The organism is Streptomyces sp. NPDC001507 (genome assembly GCF_042894765.1).
GTDB lineage: Bacteria > Actinomycetota > Actinomycetes > Streptomycetales > Streptomycetaceae > Streptomyces.
The window spans coordinates 197,909-216,133 of the sequence record NZ_JBIAVV010000013.1 but is presented as its reverse complement, the minus strand read 5'-3'; the positions used below and the strand labels follow the sequence as shown (position 1 = coordinate 216,133).

Genomic DNA, 18,225 nt, shown 5'->3' with positions numbered 1-18,225 from the left:
GCCTGGTGCGGAAGGCCCGGACGGACGTCCCGGACGCCTCAGGGAGAGGTGGCATCTCATGAGGACATATGGCGGAGCCACGGCCGAGGAGCGCGCTTCGCTCCGCCGTCGGCGCCTCATGGAAAGCGGCCTCGAACTCTTCTCCGGCCAGGGATACGCCCACACCTCCGTCCGTGCCGTACTCCGCCACGCCGGACTGAAGGACAGGTACTTCGCGGAAAGCTTCACGTCCCTCGACGACCTCATGGCAGCGCTCATGAAGGACATCTACGAGGAGCAGATCGCCCGGTGCGCCGACGCGGCCGCCACGGACCAGCCGCTGCGCGACCGCACTCGCAACGTCATCGACGCCGTCGTCGGTCTTTCGCTGGAGGACCCGAGAAAAGGGCGCGTCAAACTCACGGAATCCCTGGGGGCCGGTCCGCTCACCGCACGCGAACGGCGCCTGGGCCTGCGGCGTATGAGCGGCCTCGTGGACTCCCTGCTGCGGGAAGGGGTTCATGATCCCCGGATCGACCCCGCCACCCTGTCCGTGGCCGTGGTGGGCGCGGTCAGCGAGATGCTGCTGAGCTGGTTCAACGGAGAGCTGGGCGTCTCAAGGGAGGAACTGGTGGACCAGGGCCTCCTGCTGTTCGAGGCGATCACCGGGCACGTGTCGCCGGCACCACGGGAATGACCGAGCGGCCACCGGGAACAGTTCCACCGCGCCCACGAGAGCGGGGGCCGGTGGTCAGCCGAGCAGCGAGCGGGGGCGGGAGGCAAGGATGGCCTCGGCCTCCTCGGCGATCGTCCGGACCACCTCCGCGGCGGGACGGACGGCGTCGACGAAGACCGCCGACTGACCGTAGAGAACCGCGCTCGTGTCGGGGTCGGGCGGGCCCTCCATCGGACTGACGTCCTTCGGTGCCGCGAACTCCTCCCTGCGGTCGCGCAGCGTCGCCTCGTGTTCCGACCACTCGTCGGTGAACCGGTTGCGCCGGACCCGTTCACCGATCGCCGCCGGCCACGGCAGCCCCGACACGATGTCGTAGGCGCGCGTCCACACGGTGTCGCCGCCGTCGCTCTCGACGATCAGACGCTTGTGGGCATCGTGCACTTCGACCGCTTCGGGCGTGGCCAGGAAGGCCGTGCCCAGCCAGGCGCCGTCCGCCCCCGCGGTGAGGACGGCCGCGAGGGTACGGCCGTCGCCGATGCCCCCCGCCGCCAGCACCGGAACGTCGGGGTAACGCCGCACGATCCCGGCCAGGAAAGGCAAAAGGCCCATCGTCCCGGTATGGCCACCGGCCTCGGTACCCTGCGCCACCAGGACATCGGCACCGGCGGCAACGGCCGTCCGCGCGTCGTCGTAGCTCTGTACCTGGCACATCACCCGGGCCCCTGCGGCCCTGGCACGGGCAAGCCACGGCTGCGGGTCGGCGAACGACAGCGCGACGACGTCCGGCCGCCCTTCGAGAGCAGCCTCGAAATGCGGTTCCGTGAAGGGGAGGAACGGCGTGATGAAGCCGACTCCGAACGGGCGGCCGGTCCTGGCGCGCACGGTCGCGATCTCCGCACGGATCCAGTCAGGCCCTTTCCAGGGATGTGTCCCCCCGAAGGAACCGAGTCCGCCGGCCGCGGAGACCGCGGCGGCCAGTGTTCCGCCGCTGTGCAGGGCCATCGGCGCCGCCATCACCGGATACGCGATACCGAACATCTCGGTGAATCTCGTGTGCAACATGAGCAGACGCTAACGAACACGGTGCGCCGGGCCCGCCCGGAGCGCGCCGTCCCGCCCACGCGAAACCACTCGAACGCTGAGCGGAAATGACGACAGTCCGTGGTTCGGCCGCACCACCACACACAGCAGGGACGTACACGCCCCGGCCCCCGGGGGCTCGCAGGGCATGTGCGTGCGCCCGTGCGCGTGCATGCCGATACCGCGCGGCCGGTCAGGAAGCGGCGCCGGGCAGCTTCTGCGACAGTTCGATCATGTTGCCCCACGGGTCGCGGAAGAACGCCAGCCGACGGCTGATGTCCTCGATCTCGAATGGTTCACCGATGAGGTCGACACCGCGGTCCGCGAGTTCCGCACGCGCTTCGTCGACATCGTCGACATGGACACAGATGTGCCGGTAACCGCCGTACTGCAGGCTGGCTCCGAGGTCGTCGAGGATCTCGTTCGGGAACGGTAGGGGTCCGGCCAGCAGTTCCACATGGAAGTTGTCGTCGTCGGGCGGGCAGAGGTAGGCGAGCTTCAACTCACCGTAGGGCCACTCCTGGAGCACTCGGAAGTCCAGCTTCTGCGTGTACCAGGCCTTCGCCGCGTCGTAGTCGGGAACGCGGATGCCGACGTGGTGAGCACGGAAGGACGCAAAGGGACTCGACGGGTTTTTCGGCGGGTGGGCCGGCATGGGCATCGCAATCACTCCGATCCTGCTGAACCATCACGGGATGGCACGATGATCCAGACGGTTCAGACTAACGTGCGGTTGGGTGCGCTCTCATCAAGCTGCGCATATTCGTCATCAGTTTTGACAACTGGCCGAATAGCCGTCCGGTGGGCAATTCCGACCGGGCGCAGCAAGGCAGGTTCCACGGTGACGGCCACGGTATCTTCACCGCCGCTATCGGCATCGGCATCAGGAGCTCCGGGGACGTTGAGGGTTCGTTCGGTCACTGCTGACACCCGCGACACTCCCGCCCGCGCTGATCACCGGGGGAGTCGTCCTGCCGGCGTCCGCCGCGGCGGAGGCGCCGAGCGACGGAGGCGCAGACACCTGACATGGGTCTTGTGCTGCTGATGCGAAAATAAGGTCGTCGGTACGCGGGGTTTTCTGCCGGCCCCTGAAATTCCGGTGCGGATTTCCGTCCCACCGTGCTGCCCCATGTGTGTTCCGGATTTCTTTTCCGGTGAGGCCCGCACTTCAAGTAGGCCGTGCGGACGGCGCATGGTCACGTTCCGAGGGGTCGTGACTTGACCCGATGGGGCGAATCGGGCAAACGGCGCATACGGACGCCGTGTGGTGCGGTCAGCGGCCGGTGGAGGCGGGGCGCTCCTGGGCCGGGTCCAGGCCGGCCATCAGTTCCGCGAAGGCCCGCACGGCCGCCGGGGAGGTGAAGAGCCTGTCGAGACGGGCACGGGCCAGACGGTGCAGGAAGGGACCGCAGTGGGTGCTGTCACCGGCGTCGTGGACCGTCCGGGTCAGCCAGTGGGAGAACTCCTGGTCGCTCCAGACGCGCCGCAGGCAGCGCTCGGAGTAGGTGCGCAGCGAAGTGTCGTCCCCGTCGCGGACGTGGTCGCGGACGGCGCGGGCGAAGAGGTCGGCGTCGTACAGGGCGAGGTTCATGCCCTTGCCGCCCATGGGGGACAGGATGTGGGCGGCGTCTCCGACGAGGAACAGCCTGCCGTACTGCATGGGGTCGGTCACGAGACTGCGCAGCCGGAAGGTCTCTCGGTCGGTGACCGGGCCCGCGGCCAGGCCGGGGGCGCCGAGCCGGGTGCGCAGCGCGTCCCAGACCCGGTGGTCGGGCCACGCGCCGGGGAGGTCGCCGGGCGGGCACTGGAGGTAGTAGCGGCTGCTGTGCGGCCCGCGGGGGAAGTGCGCGGCGAAGCCCTGCGCGCTGACGGCGAGCAGGGGGTGAGCGGGGGGCGGGGCGTCGGCGAGGACGGTGAGCCAGCCGATGCCGTGGTCGAAGGTGTGGGCGGTGAGGTGGCCGCCTGGGACGGCGCTGCGGGTGACGCCGTGGTCGCCGTCGCAGCCGGCGACGAACGCGCAGGTGATCGCGTGCGGGGTGCCGTCGGCGGAGCGGTAGCGCACTACGGGGCGCTCCCCCGTCAGGTCGTGCAGGCTGACGTCGGCCGCCTCGTAGCGCAGGTCTCCGCCGTCGGCGAGGTGGGCGGCGGTGAGCCGCTGCACGAGAACCTGCTGAGGGCACAGGCGCGCCCCGGGGCCCTCTCCGCCGCCGCTGTCGTCGACGAGGTGGCTCACACCGTCCACCCGGAACTCCAGGATGCCGTCGTGCGGCGGTCCGTCCAGCACCAGGTCGGCCAGGCCCCAGGACTCGAACATCCGCACGGCGCGGGCCTCCACGATGCCGGCCCGTTGCCGCTGCGCCACATGCTCGCGGCTGCGGCGCTCCAGGACGACACAGTCCACGCCGCTCCGGCGCAGCAGAGCGGCGACAGTCAGCCCGGCCGGACCCGCGCCGACCACGACAACGGTCGCGGACTCCCGCACCTCGTCCAACTGCCGCTGTGCCTCGCCCACTTGGCACCTCCGCAGTCAGCCTAAGGCCTCTCCCGCAACCGTTGGCCGCAATGGGGACGCACATCGTGCCAAGGCTCGCCCGGCGTCGCAGAGCGTCCGCAGCACGCCAGGAGGTCCGTCCCGCTGTCGCCGAGGCAGAAGGGTGAAGCGGTCGTCGAGGGTCCTCAGGCCGGAACGTCCCAGCGCACGTGGAGGGCGGCCGGCTTGCGGAAGACCAGGCCGTGCGGGGCGGCGGGCCGCTGCGGGTCGAGGCGGAGTCCGGGGAGGCGTTCGAGCAGGCGTTGCAGGGCGATGCGGGTTTCCAGGCGGGCCAGGTGGGCGGCGAGGCAGTGGTGGGGGCCGTGGGCGAAGGCCAGTTGAAGGCGGGCTTCGGCGCGGCGGACGTCGAACCGGTCCGGGTCGGTGAAGACGGCCGGATCGCGGTTGGCGCCGGTCAGAGAGACGCTGACGAGGTCGCCGCGGCGGATGGCGGCCGGGCCGAGCACGGTGTCGCGGGTGGCGTAGCGGTCCACCACAGCCGCGCCGGGCTCCAGCCGCAGGGACTCCTCGACGGCTCCGTCCAGCAGGCCGGAATCGGCCTGCACCAAAGCGAGTTGGGCGGGGTTCTGCAGCAGGTGGAGCACGGCGTTGGTGATCATCGCCTCGGTCGTCTCGATGCCGCCGAACATCAGCACCGCCGCGTTGGAGGCCACTTCGGGCACGTCCAGTTGCCCGGCGGCGGAGACGAGGAGCGAGGAGGCGTGCGGGTCGGCGACGGTTTCCTCGACGGCGGCCCGCAGCTGTGCGTAGGCGGCGGGTCCCGCCGGGCCCGCCGCCAGGCCCTCGGTGATGTCCGAGACCGACCGCACGATGGCGTCGTACCAGGAGAGCACCGTGTCGGTGGTCGTCCCGACCAGCCCGAGGGCGTCGGTGACGACGGCCACCGCGAGCGGTCCGGCGAAGGCGCGGCGCAGTTCGGCTTCGCCCCCGGGTTCCAGTGCGGTGATGAGGCGGTCGGTCTCCCGTTCTATGAACGCGGCGAAGTTGTCGTGCACCCTTCGGGGCCGGAAGGGTGCCGCGAAGGGCTCGCGGTGGCGGGCGTGCGCGGCACCGTCCAGGGACAGCATGCTCGGACCGACGACCTGGGCGGTGGTGAAGCGGGGGTCGTCGACGGTGAAGGTGGCGGAGTCCCTCATCACGTCCAGCCCGAGGTCGCGGCGGGTGACCAGCCAGCCGTTCAGCTCGGGCAGCCACGACACCGGCTCGTGCGCGCGGAGCAGTGCCAGCCGCGGGTGCGGGTCCCGGGCGAGTTCGGCGAGCGTGGTCGAGGCGCCGAGGGGGAACGTCTCGGCGGTGCTCATCGCGCTGTCCTGCCGGGAGAAGGGAAACGGTTCACGGGGCATCGTAATCACGCGGTTCGTGCCCAGGGGACACGTACACCTCGCAGCGCGCGACCCGAGCATGTCACCGGACGCACCCGTGGCGCGTCTCCATCGAGGGGCGCCTTACGGGCGAACCTTGGAGGGCAGACCCGGTCGGCGCGTCCACACCGGGGAACGCGTACCAGAACCGTTTTCCTCAGAAGGAAGCCGAGTGTCGTGACCGTTCTTGATCCCTTCACCGACCTGCTCGACTATCCGATGTACGTCGTGACTGCGCAGGCCGGCGAGGAAGCAGCCGGCTGCCTGGTCGGGTTCGCTTCGCAGTGCTCGATTCAGCCCGCCCGGTTCATGGTCTGGCTGTCCAGAGCCAACCGCACGTGCCGGGTGGCCGAGCGTGCCGATCGTCTGGCGGTCCATCTCCTCCGTACCGACCAGCACCGACTGGCCCGGCTCTTCGGCGGCGAGACCGGCGACCGTACCGACAAGTTCACCCAGGTCCCGTGGCATCGAGGACCGGGCGGATCACTGATCCTCGACGAGGCCCCGGCCTGGTTCGTCGGCCGCGTGGAGAACCGGGTCGACGGCGGCGACCACGTCGGCTTCCTGCTCGCTCCGGAGGCAGCGGAACGCCTCACGGGCAGCCGAACTCCTCTGCTGACGCTGCACCATACCCATGACATCACCCCAGGCCACCCGGCCGACTGAGCCATCGGCCGAGCGGAACCCCGGTCTGCCCGGCCACCCTGCCACGGCCGGAACCGGCCACGGCAGGGGGCGGCGAGCTCGCACTGCGCACACGAGAGCCCCGGGACTCGTCAGAGGGTCCCGGGGCCGTGGTGCTCAGAGTGGGCGCAGGCTCACACCTGCGGGCGGCCGAACGGGGCGCCGCCCGCGCCGTAGTACGTGCCCAGTTCGTCACGGTAGCCCTGGTCGCCGAGATGCTTCTCCCGGTCGAACTCCGGGGCGTCCTTGATCTGTTGCTTGGTGAGGCCGACGAAGATCTTCTTCTCGGCCGGGTCGATGCTCTCGACCGTGCTCGCCGGCAGCATGACCTCCTTGCCGAAGATCCAGACACCGGTGTCGACCACCAGGTAGGCGTCGTCGACCTCGTCGGAGTGCTTGTCGACCTTGCCGATGCTGCCGTCCGTGGCCTCGACCTTGTAGCCGGTGAGGTCGGCGCCCGTCAGACGGCCCGCGGTCGACCTGTAACTCCACACATTCTCAGTCACGCGAAAGACAACTCCTCCGGTAAACGGAGGACGACAGGGATTTCCCGCCGATCCTCCTTTTCCGTACGCCGTACACAGCGGATTCATCGCCCGCCTCGGTTGCGAGTGCCCGCCCTCCCGGGTGGCACGCCCCGTGTTCAAGCCAGATTCGCAGTTCTCGCCGGCCTCGCCCGGGAGGCCTTTTCGCCCGTCAACTACCAGCGATACCAGCGGCCACTTCCGCCCTTCGGGCGTGCGACGAAACCGACGAGCCACAGAACAAGCACCACGATCGCGACCCACCAGAGAATTTTCAGCGCGAAACCCGCGCCGAAGAGAAGCAGGGCCAGCAGGAGAACGAGAAGCAGGGGGACCATGGTTATCAACCTCCGAACCGCCGTGTGCCCGCCAATTCCGCGTCCACGCCTGGGAGTCCGTTACAGGATCTTGTCGAGCCGTCCATGGAGCGTGGCCGGTGTCACGATTCGGCGGCTCGTGTGGGTGAGTACCCGCCTCCTCGGTCACGTCGTCGAATTCCGCGGGGCGCGGTGCGACACGCCCCCACTCGACGTGGCCGAGCGCGGCGAACAGACACGCTTCGGATGAGTCGGACGCGCTGCCAGGGGTAGCCGGGGCGTGGGTGCCGATCAACTTTCCCTACTCCACCGGCGAAAACACACACCCGCGTACCGCGGGACGCGCCGGACAAACGCCAAGGTGGGGCCCGGCTCCGATCGGCGGCCCATGAACGGCAGAAGCAACTACCGGTATGTGCGAGGAGCAACGGAATGACAAGTGACCAGTCCGCCCGTGCGACGCTACCTGGCCGGTCCGTGACGATGCCCCTGACGGAGCACACGGGGTGGGACGCGACGGACGTACGGGCGGTGGACACCGTCCGGGTGCTGGCGGCCGACGCGGTGCAGAAGGCCGGCAACGGCCATCCCGGCACGGCCATGAGCCTCGCCCCACTGGCGCACCTGCTGTTCCAGAACGTCATGCGGCACGACCCGGGCGACGACCAGTGGCTGGGCCGCGACCGGTTCGTGCTCTCCTGCGGGCACTCCAGCCTGACTCTCTACATCCAGCTCTACCTGACCGGCTACGGCCTGCAGCTGTCGGACCTGGAGGCGTACCGCACCTGGGGTTCGGCCACCCCTGGCCACCCCGAACACCGTCACACCCGAGGCGTCGAGATCACCACGGGCCCGCTGGGCCAGGGGCTGGCCGGCGCGGTCGGCATGGCGATGGCGGCCCGGCGCGAACGCGGTCTGCTCGACCCCGACGCCGAGCCGGGCAGCAGCCCCTTCGACCACCACGTCTATGTCGTCGCCTCCGACGGCGACATGATGGAAGGCGTCACCGGCGAGGCCGCCTCCATCGCCGGCCACCAGGAACTGGGCAACCTCGTCGTCTTCTACGACTCCAACCACATCTCGATCGAGGACGACACCGACGTCGCCTTCAGCGAGGACGTCCCCGCCCGCTTCGCCGCCTACGGCTGGCACGTGCAGACCGTCGACTGGACGCGCACCGGCAGCTACGTCGAGGACGTCGACACCCTGCTGACCGCCATCCGCGCCGCACAAGCCGAAGACGGCCGCCCCTCACTGATCATGCTGCGCACCCTGATCGGCTGGCCCTCCCCCACCAAGCAGAACACCGGCAAGGCACACGGCTCCGCGCTCGGCGAGGACGAGGTCGCCGCGACCAAGCGGCTGCTGGGCTTCGACCCCGAGCAGCACTTCGCCGTGGAAGACGCCGTGCTCGCGCGCACCCGCGAGGCCGCGGACCGCGGGCGGCAGGCCCACGCCGAGTGGGACGAGGCGTTCGCGGCCTGGCGGTCGGCCAACCCCGAGCGTGCCGCGCTGCTGGACCGCCTCCAGGCGCAGCGGCTGCCCGACGGCTGGACCGAGGCCCTGCCCGACTTCCCCGCCGACTCCGAGGGAACGGCCACCCGCGCCGCGTCGGGCAAGGTGCTCAGCGCGCTCGCCCCGGTCCTGCCGGAGTTGTGGGGCGGCTCGGCCGATCTGGCCGGGAGCAACAACACCACCATGGACGGCGCGCCGTCCTTCGTGCCCGCCGGGCGTCAGACCAACGACTGGAAGGGCGGCCCCTACGGTCGCACCCTGCACTTCGGTGTCCGAGAGCACGCCATGGGCGCGATCCTCAACGGCATCGCCCTGCAGAGTCTGACCCGCCCCTACGGCGGCACGTTCCTGACCTTCTCGGACTACATGCGGCCAGCCGTACGCCTGGCCGCCCTGATGAAACTGCCCACCATCTACGTGTGGACCCACGACTCGATCGGCCTGGGCGAGGACGGCCCCACTCACCAGCCCGTGGAACACCTGGCTGCCCTTCGAGCCGTCCCGGGCCTGGACGTGGTCCGCCCCGCCGACGCGAACGAGACCACCGTCTGCTGGCGCACCGTACTCGAACACGGGGACCGTCCAGCCGCACTCGTCCTGACACGGCAGAACGTACCCGTACTGGACCGCGGCAGCACCGCGCACGCCCCCGCCCGGCACGCCGCCCGCGGCGGCTACGTCCTCGCCGACACGGCCGGGGGCGGTACGACCCCGGATGTCATCCTCGTGGCGACCGGCTCCGAGGTGCACATCGCCCTGGCTGCCCGCACGCTGCTGGAGAGCGACGGCCTCTCGGTGCGGGTCGTGTCGATGCCCTGCCGGGAATGGTTCGCCGCCCAGCCCCCTGCCTACCAGGACGAAGTCCTCCCGCCCGCCGTGCGGGCCCGGGTCAGCGTCGAGGCCGCCGTGGGCCAGGGCTGGCGGGATGTCGTCGGCGACGCCGGACGGATCGTCAGCCTGGAGCACTACGGCGCCTCCGCCGACTACGAGCGCCTGTACTCGGAGTTCGGCATCACGCCCGAGGCGGTCGCCACAGCCGCCCGCGACAGCATCCGCGACGCCCACCGTGCCCCGCGCCCCGGCGGCCACCGCCACACCTCCGCCCCCACCAGCGGCGGCACCCTGGACCGCCCCTGACATCTCCCACGCCGGTCCCGGGCCCTTCCGAGGCGCACCGTGATGCGGACGAGCCGATTTCCATGCCCAGGTGAGGACGGAGCGGAGGACGGATCATGCCACGAAGCCGCGAAGAGGCCCGGTTCAGACATCCGCGGCACGAACGCCGGGGAGAGGCCCGGCTGCCAGGCGTTGCAGCGACCCTCATCGCCATCGCGCTGTACCTGTTTCTGCCGCAACGGCTCCTGATCGCTCCCCGCTACGTACTGCCCGCCCTGGAAGGGGTCCTGCTCATACCCCTCGTAGCGATCAATCCACGACGTCTGACCCGGCAGACGCGGGCGTTCCGCGTGCTCTCACTGACGCTGGTGGCCGTGATCGCGGCGAGCAACCTCCTCGCGCTGGGAACCCTGATCCACGACCTGGTGTCCGCCGGAGTGAAGGACGGCCGGGAACTGCTGGTGGCCTCGTTGCAGATCTGGCTCACCAACGTCATCGTCTTCGGTCTGGCCTACTGGGAACTGGACCGCGGCGGCCCGGTCAGCCGGACCCAAGCGCCCCGTGAGGAACTGCCGTTGGCCGACTTCCGATTCTCACAGGACGAGAACGACGACGCCGTCCAGGAGATCTCCGACGGCTCCAGCAAGACCTCTGACTGGGTGCCCACGCTGATGGACTACCTCTACGTGTCGGTGACCAACTCCACGGCCTTCAGCCCCACGGACACCATGCCGCTCTCCTCACGCGCCAAGTTCCTGATGAGCGTCGAGAGCGTCGCCGCCCTCCTGACGTCGCTCCTCGTGATCGCCCGCGCGGTCAGCATTCTGCGCTGACGGCCCTGGAAAACTGTGCGGCGCGTTCGCCGGGGTGTTGATCGTGGACCCGGTCCGTCGTCGGGGACGTACATGTCGATCGGGTACCACCGCCTGTTGGTCGGCACCTGTCCCGGTTGACGCGCGCGCCAGGGACTGCGGTGGGCGCACTTGTGGGCCCGACCCTGCTGCGCCGGGAAGCGACCGGGCACCTGCCGGCTGCGGCCACGGCACTCTCGTCTCCCCGTCCCGCCGTCTCGGCACTCCGCCGGCTGGGCGCCAGCGGCTGCGCCAGATCAGGGGCGCTCCTCGTAGTGTCCGCCGGGGACGAAGCGCCCCCTGGGTGTGACGGCGTAGGGGCCGGAGCCACCGATGAGGGTGGAGAACACCGCGCCGCTGTGCCTCCGGGGAGCGCACAGCCAGCAGATCTCCCCGCGCGGGCCGACCAGTGCCTCGCGCTCGCCGTCGGCGAGGAAGGCGTAGTCGTACAGCACCTGCGGCGGGTACGCGACGTGCTCGCGGCTCACCCGTCTTGGGCGTCTTGGGCCTGTCCATCCGAGGGCACCAGGTCGGCGACGGTCCTCTCCAGGAAGGGCAGAGCGCGCTGGCCCCAGACTGCCAGGGCGATCGACGCGGTCACCGCGGCCAGGGCGACCGGGCCCAACGGGGTGCAGCCGAAGAAGCGGCTGACTCCCGGTGTCTCGATGAGCGCGAGCAGAACGGCGGCCGAGCCGAGGGCGGCAAGACGAACCAACGCGCTGTCACGGCGGTCCAGCAGGGTCTGGGCGAGCTGGGTGCCGACCACCGCGGCCAGCGCCATCGTGCTGGAGCGACGCGCTGTGCCGGGCGTGGCCCGGCCGATGAGCCAGGCCATGAGCGCACCCGCACTGGTCGTCACCGCACGGTGCCGGATCTGCCGGAGCAGCGGCGCTCCCAGCACGGCCGACGGTGCTCCGGGGCCCGGCTGCGCCTCCGTCCCCTGAGGTGTCACCGCCACCGCCATGGCCGGGAACAGGTCGGTGAGGAGGTTGACCAGCAGCATCTGGCGGGTGGACAGCGGAGCCCGGCCGGCCAGCAGCGTGCCCAGGACACCGAAGCCGATCTCGCCCGCGTTGCCGCCGATGAGGATGGCGATGGCGTCCGCGACGCTGTGCCACAGCGCCCTGCCCTCGCACACGGCGTCGATCAGTACCGTCAGGTCGTCGTCGGTGAGGACGAGGTCGGCGGCGTTACGGGCGGCCGCGGAGCCCCGGGCGTTGATGCCCACGCCGATGTCGGCGGCTCGGATCGCCGCCGCGTCGTTCGCGCCGTCGCCGACCATGCCGACAACCCGCCCCGCATCCCGCAGCGCCTCGACGACCTGGAGTTTCTGCTCCGGTGCCACGCGCGCCACCACACCCGCGTCACGGAGCATGCGGGCCCTGCCCGCCCGGTCGGCGGCCGCGAGGTCGTCGCCGGTCACCACGACCGTGTCCTCGGGCCAGCCCAACTCGGCGGCGATCGAACGGGCGGTCTGCGGATGGTCGCCGGTGAGCATCACCGGACGTATGCCCTCCTCGTGCAGGCTGCGCACCAGGGCCGTGGAGGTCTCGCGCGGAGTGTCCGCGAGACCGAGCAGACCGATGAACTCCAGTCGCTCCAGGGGCTGTTCGAGGACACCCGAAGCGGTCTCGGCGTCGCCGAGGCGGCGCTCGGCGACGGCCAGGACGCGCAGTCCCCCGGCGGCCAGTGCCTGTGCCGTCTCCGAGGCGTGTGCGGGGAGGCCGGAGCATGCGGGCAGCACGGTTTCCGGCGCCCCCTTCACCACCAGCAGGAGCGGTCCGTCTCCGGGCCGGCCGACTGCGGCGGCATAGCCGCGGGCCGCCTCGAACGGAAGCGCCTCCGACTCCTCCCATGCGGGGTCAGGTCCGGCCGAGTCCAGGACCGCCGCGTCGGTGGCGTGTTCCGGCGGGCTGTCGCCGTCGCCGACCTGGGGGCAGGCCCGGGCCGCGACGCGCAGGATGTCCGCAGCCGCCTCGTCCTGTGCCCGGTGGCTCCGCCCTTCGGCGTCGGCCACCTTCACCAGGCGCAGGGCGTTCTCGGTGAGTGTTCCGGTCTTGTCGAAGCAGATGGTGTCCATCCGGCCGAGCGCCTCCAGCGCACGAGGTGCCCGGACCAGCACCCCGCCCTGGCTGAGCCGCCGGGCGGCGGCCAGCTGGGCCACCGTCGCCACCAGCGGCAGCCCCTCCGGTACGGCGGCCACGGCGACGGCCACGCCCCCGCTGACCGCCTCCCGGATCGGGGTCCCGCGCAGCAGGGCGAGGCCGGTGACCGCGGCGCCGCCGCCCAAGGTCAACGGCAGTGCGTGAGCGGTGAGTTCGTGCAACCGCGCCTGTACTCCGCCGGCCGGGGGCGTGCGCGCGGCCAGGTGGACGGCGCGGGCTGCCTCGGTGCGCTCGCCGGTGTCGACAACGACCGCGCGGGCGTGGCCGGCCGCCACCGTCGTGCCTTCGAAGACCATGGAGTGCCGGTCGGCCACCGGTACGTGGGGGGTCGCTGCGGTGTGCTTCTCCGTCGGTACCGACTCCCCGGTCAGCGCGGACTCGTCGACCTCCAGTCCGTCCTCCGACAGCACCCGGGCGTCGGCCGGCACCACGTCGTCCGTGTGCAGGTCGATGACGTCGCCCGGGGCCAGGCGTGCCGCGTCCACGGTGTGCGTGTCCGGCTCATCGGGGGAATCGGCCACCCGGGCCTGCCGCTTCTGCTCGGCGAGCAGCCCGGACACGGCCTGTTCGGCCCGCAGCCGCTGGATCGCGCCGATCAGCGCGTTCAGGTCGAGGGCGCCTACCACCAGTAGCGCGTCCACGGCCGAGCCGACGATCGCGGACGCGGCCGAGCCCACGGCCAGCACCGGTGTCAGCGGGTCGTCCAGTTCGCTCCGCACGGCTCCGGCGATCCGCCGAGTCCACCGCACCGGCCCGAGCAGCGGGTTCCGGGACGGCTCGGCGGCCTGCTGCTCCTCGGGGGGTGCCGTCCGCCGCTCCTGCTCCAGCCGCCGCAGGGCTTCCCGTGGGCCGAGTTCGTGCCAGTGCACCCGGGCCCTGGGGTGCGGGACCTCGGCCCTCGCCACGCGCAGGGCCGCCACGGCACCCGACATCAGTGAGGTCGCGGCGGCGGCGTCCACCGGCGCGTGCCGCAGTCCCGGCAGCGCGGCCAGTCTGCCGCGGCCGCTCCGCGACCCGCCGACGGCCACCAGCAGCCCGGAGAGCGCGGCACCCGAGCGGGCCAGGATCTGTGCGTGCCGGCCCACCCGGCGCGCGGCCGGTATCGCGGTCAGCAGCCGCCACACGTCGGGCAGTCCGTGCAGGGCGAGCGCGTCGGCGCTCCAGACGACCGCGCTGTCGGCGTCGGTGAGCGCGAGCGCGATGTCGCCGGCGAGCAGCCCGGACAGCACTCCGTGCCCCCGGTCGGACCACAGCCGGGCCACCGTGATCACCGCGCCGGAGTCCTCGGGCAGGGAGCACACCACGTCGTCCAGCGGCCGTCGGGCGTCGACCACCTGGTCGGCGAGGCCGGTGAAGTCCTCCAGCGAGGGGTCGTCCACGAGCACGACCCGCAGTCCGGCGCGCCGGGCCGCGTCCAGCACCGGCTCCGTCCAGGGGTCGGTCTCCCCGTCCTCGGTGCACACCGCACTGGGGTGCAGGACGATCGTGCCTGCCAGCTCCAGCTCCCGCAGCCGCTCCGGATCACGGAAGAGCAGCCCCGACCGGGCCAGTACGGCGCTGAGCACCGCCTCGAAGGCGGTCGGCCCGTACCGGGCGGCCTTCGGAGAGCCCGCGAGCACCGCCTCCGCCGCCTCGGCGACGTCGTGCTTGACCAGCAGGGTGGCCGCCGCGCCCAGCACACTGCCGGCGAAGGCGTGCGTGGCGTAGTCCTGGGCCGGGGTGGTGCGCAGGGCCGGGCGCGGATGGCCGCCGTCGCCGATGCTCGGCCGGCTCGGACGGCACAGTTCGTCGTGGAACAGCTCGAAGGCGGCCGCCCGCGCCGTCGTGTCCGCGAGCCGGCAGGCGCGCAGCGCCCCGTCGAGCAGCAGCGCGGCCGGCGTCTGACCCGCCCCGTGCGCGGCGGCGTTCGCGCAGGTCAGCAGGAGGTCCATGGCGTCGGCGCCCAGGTGGGCGCGGAGCAGGCCACGGAAGCGCGGGTTCTCCCGCAGCACCGTCACCACCGCGGTCACCGCGCGCGGCGTCGGGGGCAGCCGCAGGGCGTACGCGGCGACGCCGATGCCGGTCCCGACCAGGTCGGCCGTGAGCGTGGCCAGCGCCGCCCGGATTCCGGCCGGGTCGGCAGGGTGCGTGACCCCGTCGGCGTCGGCGTCGACCGCGACGAGACCGTGCCGGGCGGCGAGGTCGGCAGCGCGTGCCATCACCTCGTCGGCGACCGTTTCCTCGGCCGCGGCCACCACCAGACGGCCGAGCCCCTCGTCCCAGTAGGCGAACAGGACGTCCGGATGCTCGGCAAGTGCCGTGGCGACATGTCCGGCGAGCCGGGGCAGGCCGCCCGCGGCCCGTGCCTGCTCCCCGTCGGCCGCCCGCAGCGCGAAGTGCGCCCGGGCGCCGGACCGCCACCGCTGCTCGGACCCGAGCAGCGCGTTGCGCGTGGCCCGCGACATCCGCGAGGCCGTGTCCAGGCTCCTGACGCCGGCCCGCGCGGCCCCGGCCGCCGCCCCCGCGACCGCGCCCACCCCCGGCGCTGCGGCCATGGCCAGCAGCCGGGGGGCCGCGGACAGGGTCCGTGCCGCGACGGACGGCAAGGTCGGCAAGGTCGGCAACCCGAGCGTCATCGCGTATCAGCCCCGGCTCACGTCAGCTGGTGGGCGGTGTGATGGTCGGGCCGGTGGGCGACGGCCCTTCGTCCGCGGGCAGCGCATCCGCATCCGCATCCGCGGGAGGTGTCGCCGCGTCCGCCGGAGGCGTCGCCGCGTCGGCGGGAGGGGCTGGTGGGGTGAGCGGGTCGGTGGGCGGGGTGGCCGGGAAGGCGGCCGGTGGCGCGGGCTGTGCGGTCTGGTCAGCGTGTGCCGCGGCCTGTTCGGCCGGTGTCTTCGCCAGACCGGTCTCGGGTGCGACCGGTTCGTCCGGCGGTGACGTCACCCCACTGGGCCGCGTCCCGCTGCCGGCGGGTATCTCGTCCTCCCTCACGGGCCCCGGAGCACTCGGGATCTGCTGCCCGGCCACGGCCGAGTCACCCATGGCCACATAGGCACCGTGGCCCGTGCCCTCCGTCTCCTCTTCGTGCAGCTCTTCGTGCAGCTGCGGGTGCGAGGTCTCCGCGCTCGGTGCGGGCCGGGACTGGGTCAGCCAGGCCACCGCCGCACCGGTCAGCGCGACCGGCCACTCCACCACTCCGGCCACACCCAGCACCCCGGCTCCGGCGTACACGGCCAGCCGGCGACTTCGGGGCGACACGGCTCCGATCTTGTCCAGTGTCTCCTCGGCGGCCTTGCTCATGACCCCGACGCCGGGAACCCGGCGCGCCGCCGAGGCCGCGTTGCGCAGGGGCACGGTAACGGCCGAGGACGACTTCTGCTCAGCCATGGCTACTCCTCGTCGATGCAGGGATCACGTTCTCTGCCTGCTGAGTGCCCCTGAACACATCAACCATCCCGAATTAGCCAGACATTTCATGACGAATTGCGCGCACGAGGAGCTACGTCCCGCGGGGGTGTGGAGACCCGGTGCGGCAGGGCCGACCGGACAGACACGAAGAGGCGAGACGCGCCGTCCACTGCGCAGACCTCGCGCAGCTGCATGAGCCTGCGCCCGACGACCAGGACCGGTTCGCCGTCCGTAGGTGCTCCCGTTCGGTTGCGCGCGTTCATCGGGTGCTCGGCGCCGGGGAGGGAGCACCATGCAGCGGCTCGTCGTTTTCACACCGGCCGCACGGGCACCCGGCAGGTGACCGCGCAGTGACCGATTTGACCGCCCAGGCACCGATTCGGGCAGCGCCAGCCGACCCTCTCGCCTACTTGGCCGGTCAGTCGTGCCTGACGGCGTACCTTGACCCGCCGACCGCTGGCGGCTTCGAGCCGCTCCGCCCCTGCGAAGTGTCGCCGTTCCCTCACCACGGCCGGCGAGCGCTCGACGCAATCGTGGAAGACGCCCCGACCGGGTGACAAGGAGTGATGCGATCATGCCGACCGCGACGGAACGAGCCAGGACCAGGGCCCTGCTCATTGCCCACGGGCAGACCTACGCGCGAGAGGCGGGCGTGAAACTGCGCGACACGCCGCAGCCCCTCTACCAATTGCTCGTGCTCGCCCACCTGCTCAGCGCGCGGATCAGGGCGTCCGTGGCCACGGACGCCGCGCGTGCCCTGTTCGACGACGGGATGCGCAACCCGAAGCGCATGAGCGAAGCCACCTGGCAGCAGCGCGTGGACGCCCTCGGCAAGGGCCACTACCGCCGCTACGACGAACGCACCGCCACCCAGCTCGGCGAAGTGGCCGAGCGGCTGCTGGAGCGGTACGGCGGTGACCTGCGCAGGCTCCGTCAGGCCGCCGGCGGCGACGTCGGGGAATGCAAGCGCCTGCTGCGCGAACTACCTGGCATCGGACCTGCCGGCGCGGACATCTTCCTGCGGGAGGCACAGGGCGTCTGGCCCGAGGCCGCGCCGTACTTCGACGCCAAGGCCCTCCAGGGCGCCGCCCGGCTCGGGCTCCCGAAATCCCCGAACGCCATCGCCCGCCTGGCACAGGAGAAGGACTACCCGGCGCTTGCGGCCGGCCTGGTGCGGTCCGCGCTCGACAAGCGGGTCGCGGAGGACGTCACTGCCAGGTCTCTCGAGACCGGGCCCACAACCGCGGATCACGAACGCAGCGCGTCGTGTCCGGGCTGACAGGGCCGCCGGGCGCACAGCTCGGCATCAGTGCGCACCGTCAGGGGGCGCCGGTCGCTGTCCGGGTACTCGTACGACGCGACCGCACGTGGGCGAAGAGAAGTGAGAAGAGAAGTAAGGGGACGAGCATGACGACACCGATGCCGGGCACCCGCCCGCAGCTCCGCAAGGTCCGCATGGACCTGCTGGGGATCTACCTCAACGACCACCTGGCAGGTTCCACGGTCGGAGCCGGGCGCTCCCAGTTCATGGCCCGATCGCACCGCGACCCGCCATACGCGGAACCACTGCGGCACCTCGCGGCCGAGATCGCCGAGGACCGTCAGACCCTGCTGCGCATCATGCGAAGCCTGGACGTGCCGCCGCGCCGCTACAAGGTCGCGGCATCCGGCGCGGCAGAGCGGCTGGGGCGTCTGAAGAGCAACGGGCGCCTCTTCCGGCGTTCACCTCTGACGCTGGTCGTCGAACTTGAATTCCTCCGGCTGGGGGTGAAGGGCAAGGAGCTCGGCTGGCGCACCCTGCGCGCCCTGGCCGAGGCTGACGGCCGCCTCGACGAGCAGGAACTCGACAGGCTGATGGCGCGAGCCGAGCGGCAGACGAGCACGCTCGAGGAGCTGCGCGTCACAGCGGTCCGGGACGTGTTGCTCACCGGCTGACGCGGAGCCCAGGTCTGCACCCTTACGGGCGGCAGGAGCCTCGCCCCGGCAGGTGCCCGGGAGAGCGGGACGCGCCGGGGCTCC

At 71.8% G+C, this 18,225-nt stretch carries 16 protein-coding genes; 6 read left to right on the top strand and 10 right to left on the bottom strand.

What is annotated here, in order from left to right; translation table 11 throughout:
* The first annotated feature begins 58 nt into the window (after positions 1-58).
* Complete coding sequence (locus ACFY0K_RS37045; RefSeq protein ID WP_390643545.1) at positions 59-676, top strand: TetR/AcrR family transcriptional regulator; 618 nt, start codon at positions 59-61, stop codon at positions 674-676.
* A gap of 54 nt (positions 677-730) precedes the next feature.
* On the opposite strand, the gene ACFY0K_RS37040 is transcribed toward ACFY0K_RS37045, so the two are convergent.
* The 5 genes from ACFY0K_RS37040 to ACFY0K_RS37020 all read right to left on the bottom strand — a co-directional run bounded on the left by ACFY0K_RS37040 (position 731) and on the right by ACFY0K_RS37020 (position 5,587).
* Complete coding sequence (locus tag ACFY0K_RS37040) at positions 731-1,717, bottom strand: NAD(P)H-dependent flavin oxidoreductase (protein WP_390643544.1); 987 nt, start codon at positions 1,715-1,717, stop codon at positions 731-733.
* Between the two features lie 211 nt (positions 1,718-1,928).
* A complete protein-coding gene (locus tag ACFY0K_RS37035; protein ID WP_390643543.1) occupies positions 1,929-2,396 on the bottom strand; it encodes a VOC family protein in 468 nt (155 codons plus the stop codon).
* A gap of 56 nt (positions 2,397-2,452) precedes the next feature.
* The gene (locus ACFY0K_RS37030) at positions 2,453-2,656 is read right to left on the bottom strand and encodes a hypothetical protein (protein WP_390643542.1); all 204 of its coding nucleotides are present in this window, start codon (positions 2,654-2,656) and stop codon (positions 2,453-2,455) included.
* Positions 2,657-3,008: 352 nt separating this feature from the next.
* Positions 3,009-4,247, bottom strand: a complete 1,239-nt coding sequence (locus ACFY0K_RS37025) for a 4-hydroxybenzoate 3-monooxygenase (RefSeq protein WP_390643541.1) — start codon at positions 4,245-4,247, stop codon at positions 3,009-3,011.
* A 164-nt stretch (positions 4,248-4,411) separates the two neighbouring features.
* Positions 4,412-5,587, bottom strand: a complete 1,176-nt coding sequence (locus ACFY0K_RS37020; RefSeq protein WP_390643540.1) for a cytochrome P450 — start codon at positions 5,585-5,587, stop codon at positions 4,412-4,414.
* Between the two features lie 237 nt (positions 5,588-5,824).
* Here ACFY0K_RS37020 and ACFY0K_RS37015 point away from each other — a divergent pair, with 237 nt between their 5' ends.
* Positions 5,825-6,313 carry a flavin reductase family protein gene (locus ACFY0K_RS37015; RefSeq protein WP_390643539.1) on the top strand — a complete coding sequence of 163 codons (489 nt, stop codon included), beginning with the start codon at positions 5,825-5,827 and terminating at the stop codon, positions 6,311-6,313.
* 152 nt (positions 6,314-6,465) lie between these two features.
* Here ACFY0K_RS37015 and ACFY0K_RS37010 read toward each other — a convergent pair whose 3' ends face one another.
* The gene (locus tag ACFY0K_RS37010) at positions 6,466-6,837 is read right to left on the bottom strand and encodes a PRC-barrel domain containing protein (protein ID WP_390643538.1); all 372 of its coding nucleotides are present in this window, start codon (positions 6,835-6,837) and stop codon (positions 6,466-6,468) included.
* Between the two features lie 194 nt (positions 6,838-7,031).
* Entirely contained in the window at positions 7,032-7,193 is a 162-nt protein-coding gene (locus tag ACFY0K_RS37005) for a hydrophobic protein (protein WP_093497091.1), read from the bottom strand.
* A 462-nt stretch (positions 7,194-7,655) separates the two neighbouring features.
* Here ACFY0K_RS37005 and tkt point away from each other — a divergent pair, with 462 nt between their 5' ends.
* Both tkt and ACFY0K_RS36995 read left to right on the top strand, forming a co-directional pair.
* On the top strand, positions 7,656-9,824 hold the full coding sequence (tkt, locus tag ACFY0K_RS37000; protein ID WP_390643688.1) for a transketolase: 2,169 nt from the start codon (positions 7,656-7,658) through the stop codon (positions 9,822-9,824).
* A 95-nt stretch (positions 9,825-9,919) separates the two neighbouring features.
* On the top strand, positions 9,920-10,636 hold the full coding sequence (locus tag ACFY0K_RS36995) for a hypothetical protein (protein WP_390643537.1): 717 nt from the start codon (positions 9,920-9,922) through the stop codon (positions 10,634-10,636).
* 275 nt (positions 10,637-10,911) lie between these two features.
* Here the strand turns inward: ACFY0K_RS36995 and ACFY0K_RS36990 are convergent, their stop codons facing one another.
* The 3 genes from ACFY0K_RS36990 to ACFY0K_RS36980 are packed head-to-tail and all read right to left on the bottom strand — an operon-like array spanning position 10,912 to position 16,185.
* Positions 10,912-11,142: a trehalase-like domain-containing protein gene (locus tag ACFY0K_RS36990; protein WP_390643536.1), complete on the bottom strand. Its 231-nt coding sequence runs from the start codon at positions 11,140-11,142 to the stop codon at positions 10,912-10,914.
* On the bottom strand, positions 11,139-15,434 hold the full coding sequence (locus ACFY0K_RS36985; protein WP_390643535.1) for an HAD-IC family P-type ATPase: 4,296 nt from the start codon (positions 15,432-15,434) through the stop codon (positions 11,139-11,141). Before ACFY0K_RS36985 ends, ACFY0K_RS36990 begins: the two co-directional genes overlap by 4 nt.
* Positions 15,435-15,456: 22 nt before the next feature.
* Positions 15,457-16,185 carry a hypothetical protein gene (locus tag ACFY0K_RS36980; protein ID WP_390643534.1) on the bottom strand — a complete coding sequence of 243 codons (729 nt, stop codon included), beginning with the start codon at positions 16,183-16,185 and terminating at the stop codon, positions 15,457-15,459.
* A gap of 595 nt (positions 16,186-16,780) precedes the next feature.
* Here ACFY0K_RS36980 and ACFY0K_RS36975 point away from each other — a divergent pair.
* Complete coding sequence (locus ACFY0K_RS36975) at positions 16,781-17,485, top strand: endonuclease (protein WP_390643533.1); 705 nt, start codon at positions 16,781-16,783, stop codon at positions 17,483-17,485.
* Between the two features lie 128 nt (positions 17,486-17,613).
* Entirely contained in the window at positions 17,614-18,141 is a 528-nt protein-coding gene (locus ACFY0K_RS36970) for a hypothetical protein (RefSeq protein WP_390643532.1), read from the top strand.
* The last annotated feature ends 84 nt before the right edge of the window (positions 18,142-18,225 follow it).

Excerpts from the sequence above, each read along its gene's own strand:
- ACFY0K_RS37035 (WP_390643543.1), bottom strand. The coding sequence starts at position 2,396 with ATGCCCATGCCGGCCCACCCGCCGAAAAACCCGTCGAGTCCCTTTGCG.
- tkt (WP_390643688.1), top strand. The coding sequence starts at position 7,656 with ATGCCCCTGACGGAGCACACGGGGTGGGACGCGACGGACGTACGGGCG.
- ACFY0K_RS37005 (WP_093497091.1), bottom strand. The coding sequence starts at position 7,193 with ATGGTCCCCCTGCTTCTCGTTCTCCTGCTGGCCCTGCTTCTCTTCGGC.
- ACFY0K_RS37045 (WP_390643545.1), top strand. The coding sequence starts at position 59 with ATGAGGACATATGGCGGAGCCACGGCCGAGGAGCGCGCTTCGCTCCGC.
- ACFY0K_RS37040 (WP_390643544.1), bottom strand. The coding sequence starts at position 1,717 with ATGTTGCACACGAGATTCACCGAGATGTTCGGTATCGCGTATCCGGTG.
- ACFY0K_RS37020 (WP_390643540.1), bottom strand. The coding sequence starts at position 5,587 with ATGAGCACCGCCGAGACGTTCCCCCTCGGCGCCTCGACCACGCTCGCC.
- ACFY0K_RS36970 (WP_390643532.1), top strand. The coding sequence starts at position 17,614 with ATGACGACACCGATGCCGGGCACCCGCCCGCAGCTCCGCAAGGTCCGC.
- ACFY0K_RS36975 (WP_390643533.1), top strand. The coding sequence starts at position 16,781 with ATGCCGACCGCGACGGAACGAGCCAGGACCAGGGCCCTGCTCATTGCC.
- ACFY0K_RS36995 (WP_390643537.1), top strand. The coding sequence starts at position 9,920 with ATGCCACGAAGCCGCGAAGAGGCCCGGTTCAGACATCCGCGGCACGAA.
- ACFY0K_RS36985 (WP_390643535.1), bottom strand. The coding sequence starts at position 15,434 with ATGACGCTCGGGTTGCCGACCTTGCCGACCTTGCCGTCCGTCGCGGCA.
- ACFY0K_RS36980 (WP_390643534.1), bottom strand. The coding sequence starts at position 16,185 with ATGGCTGAGCAGAAGTCGTCCTCGGCCGTTACCGTGCCCCTGCGCAAC.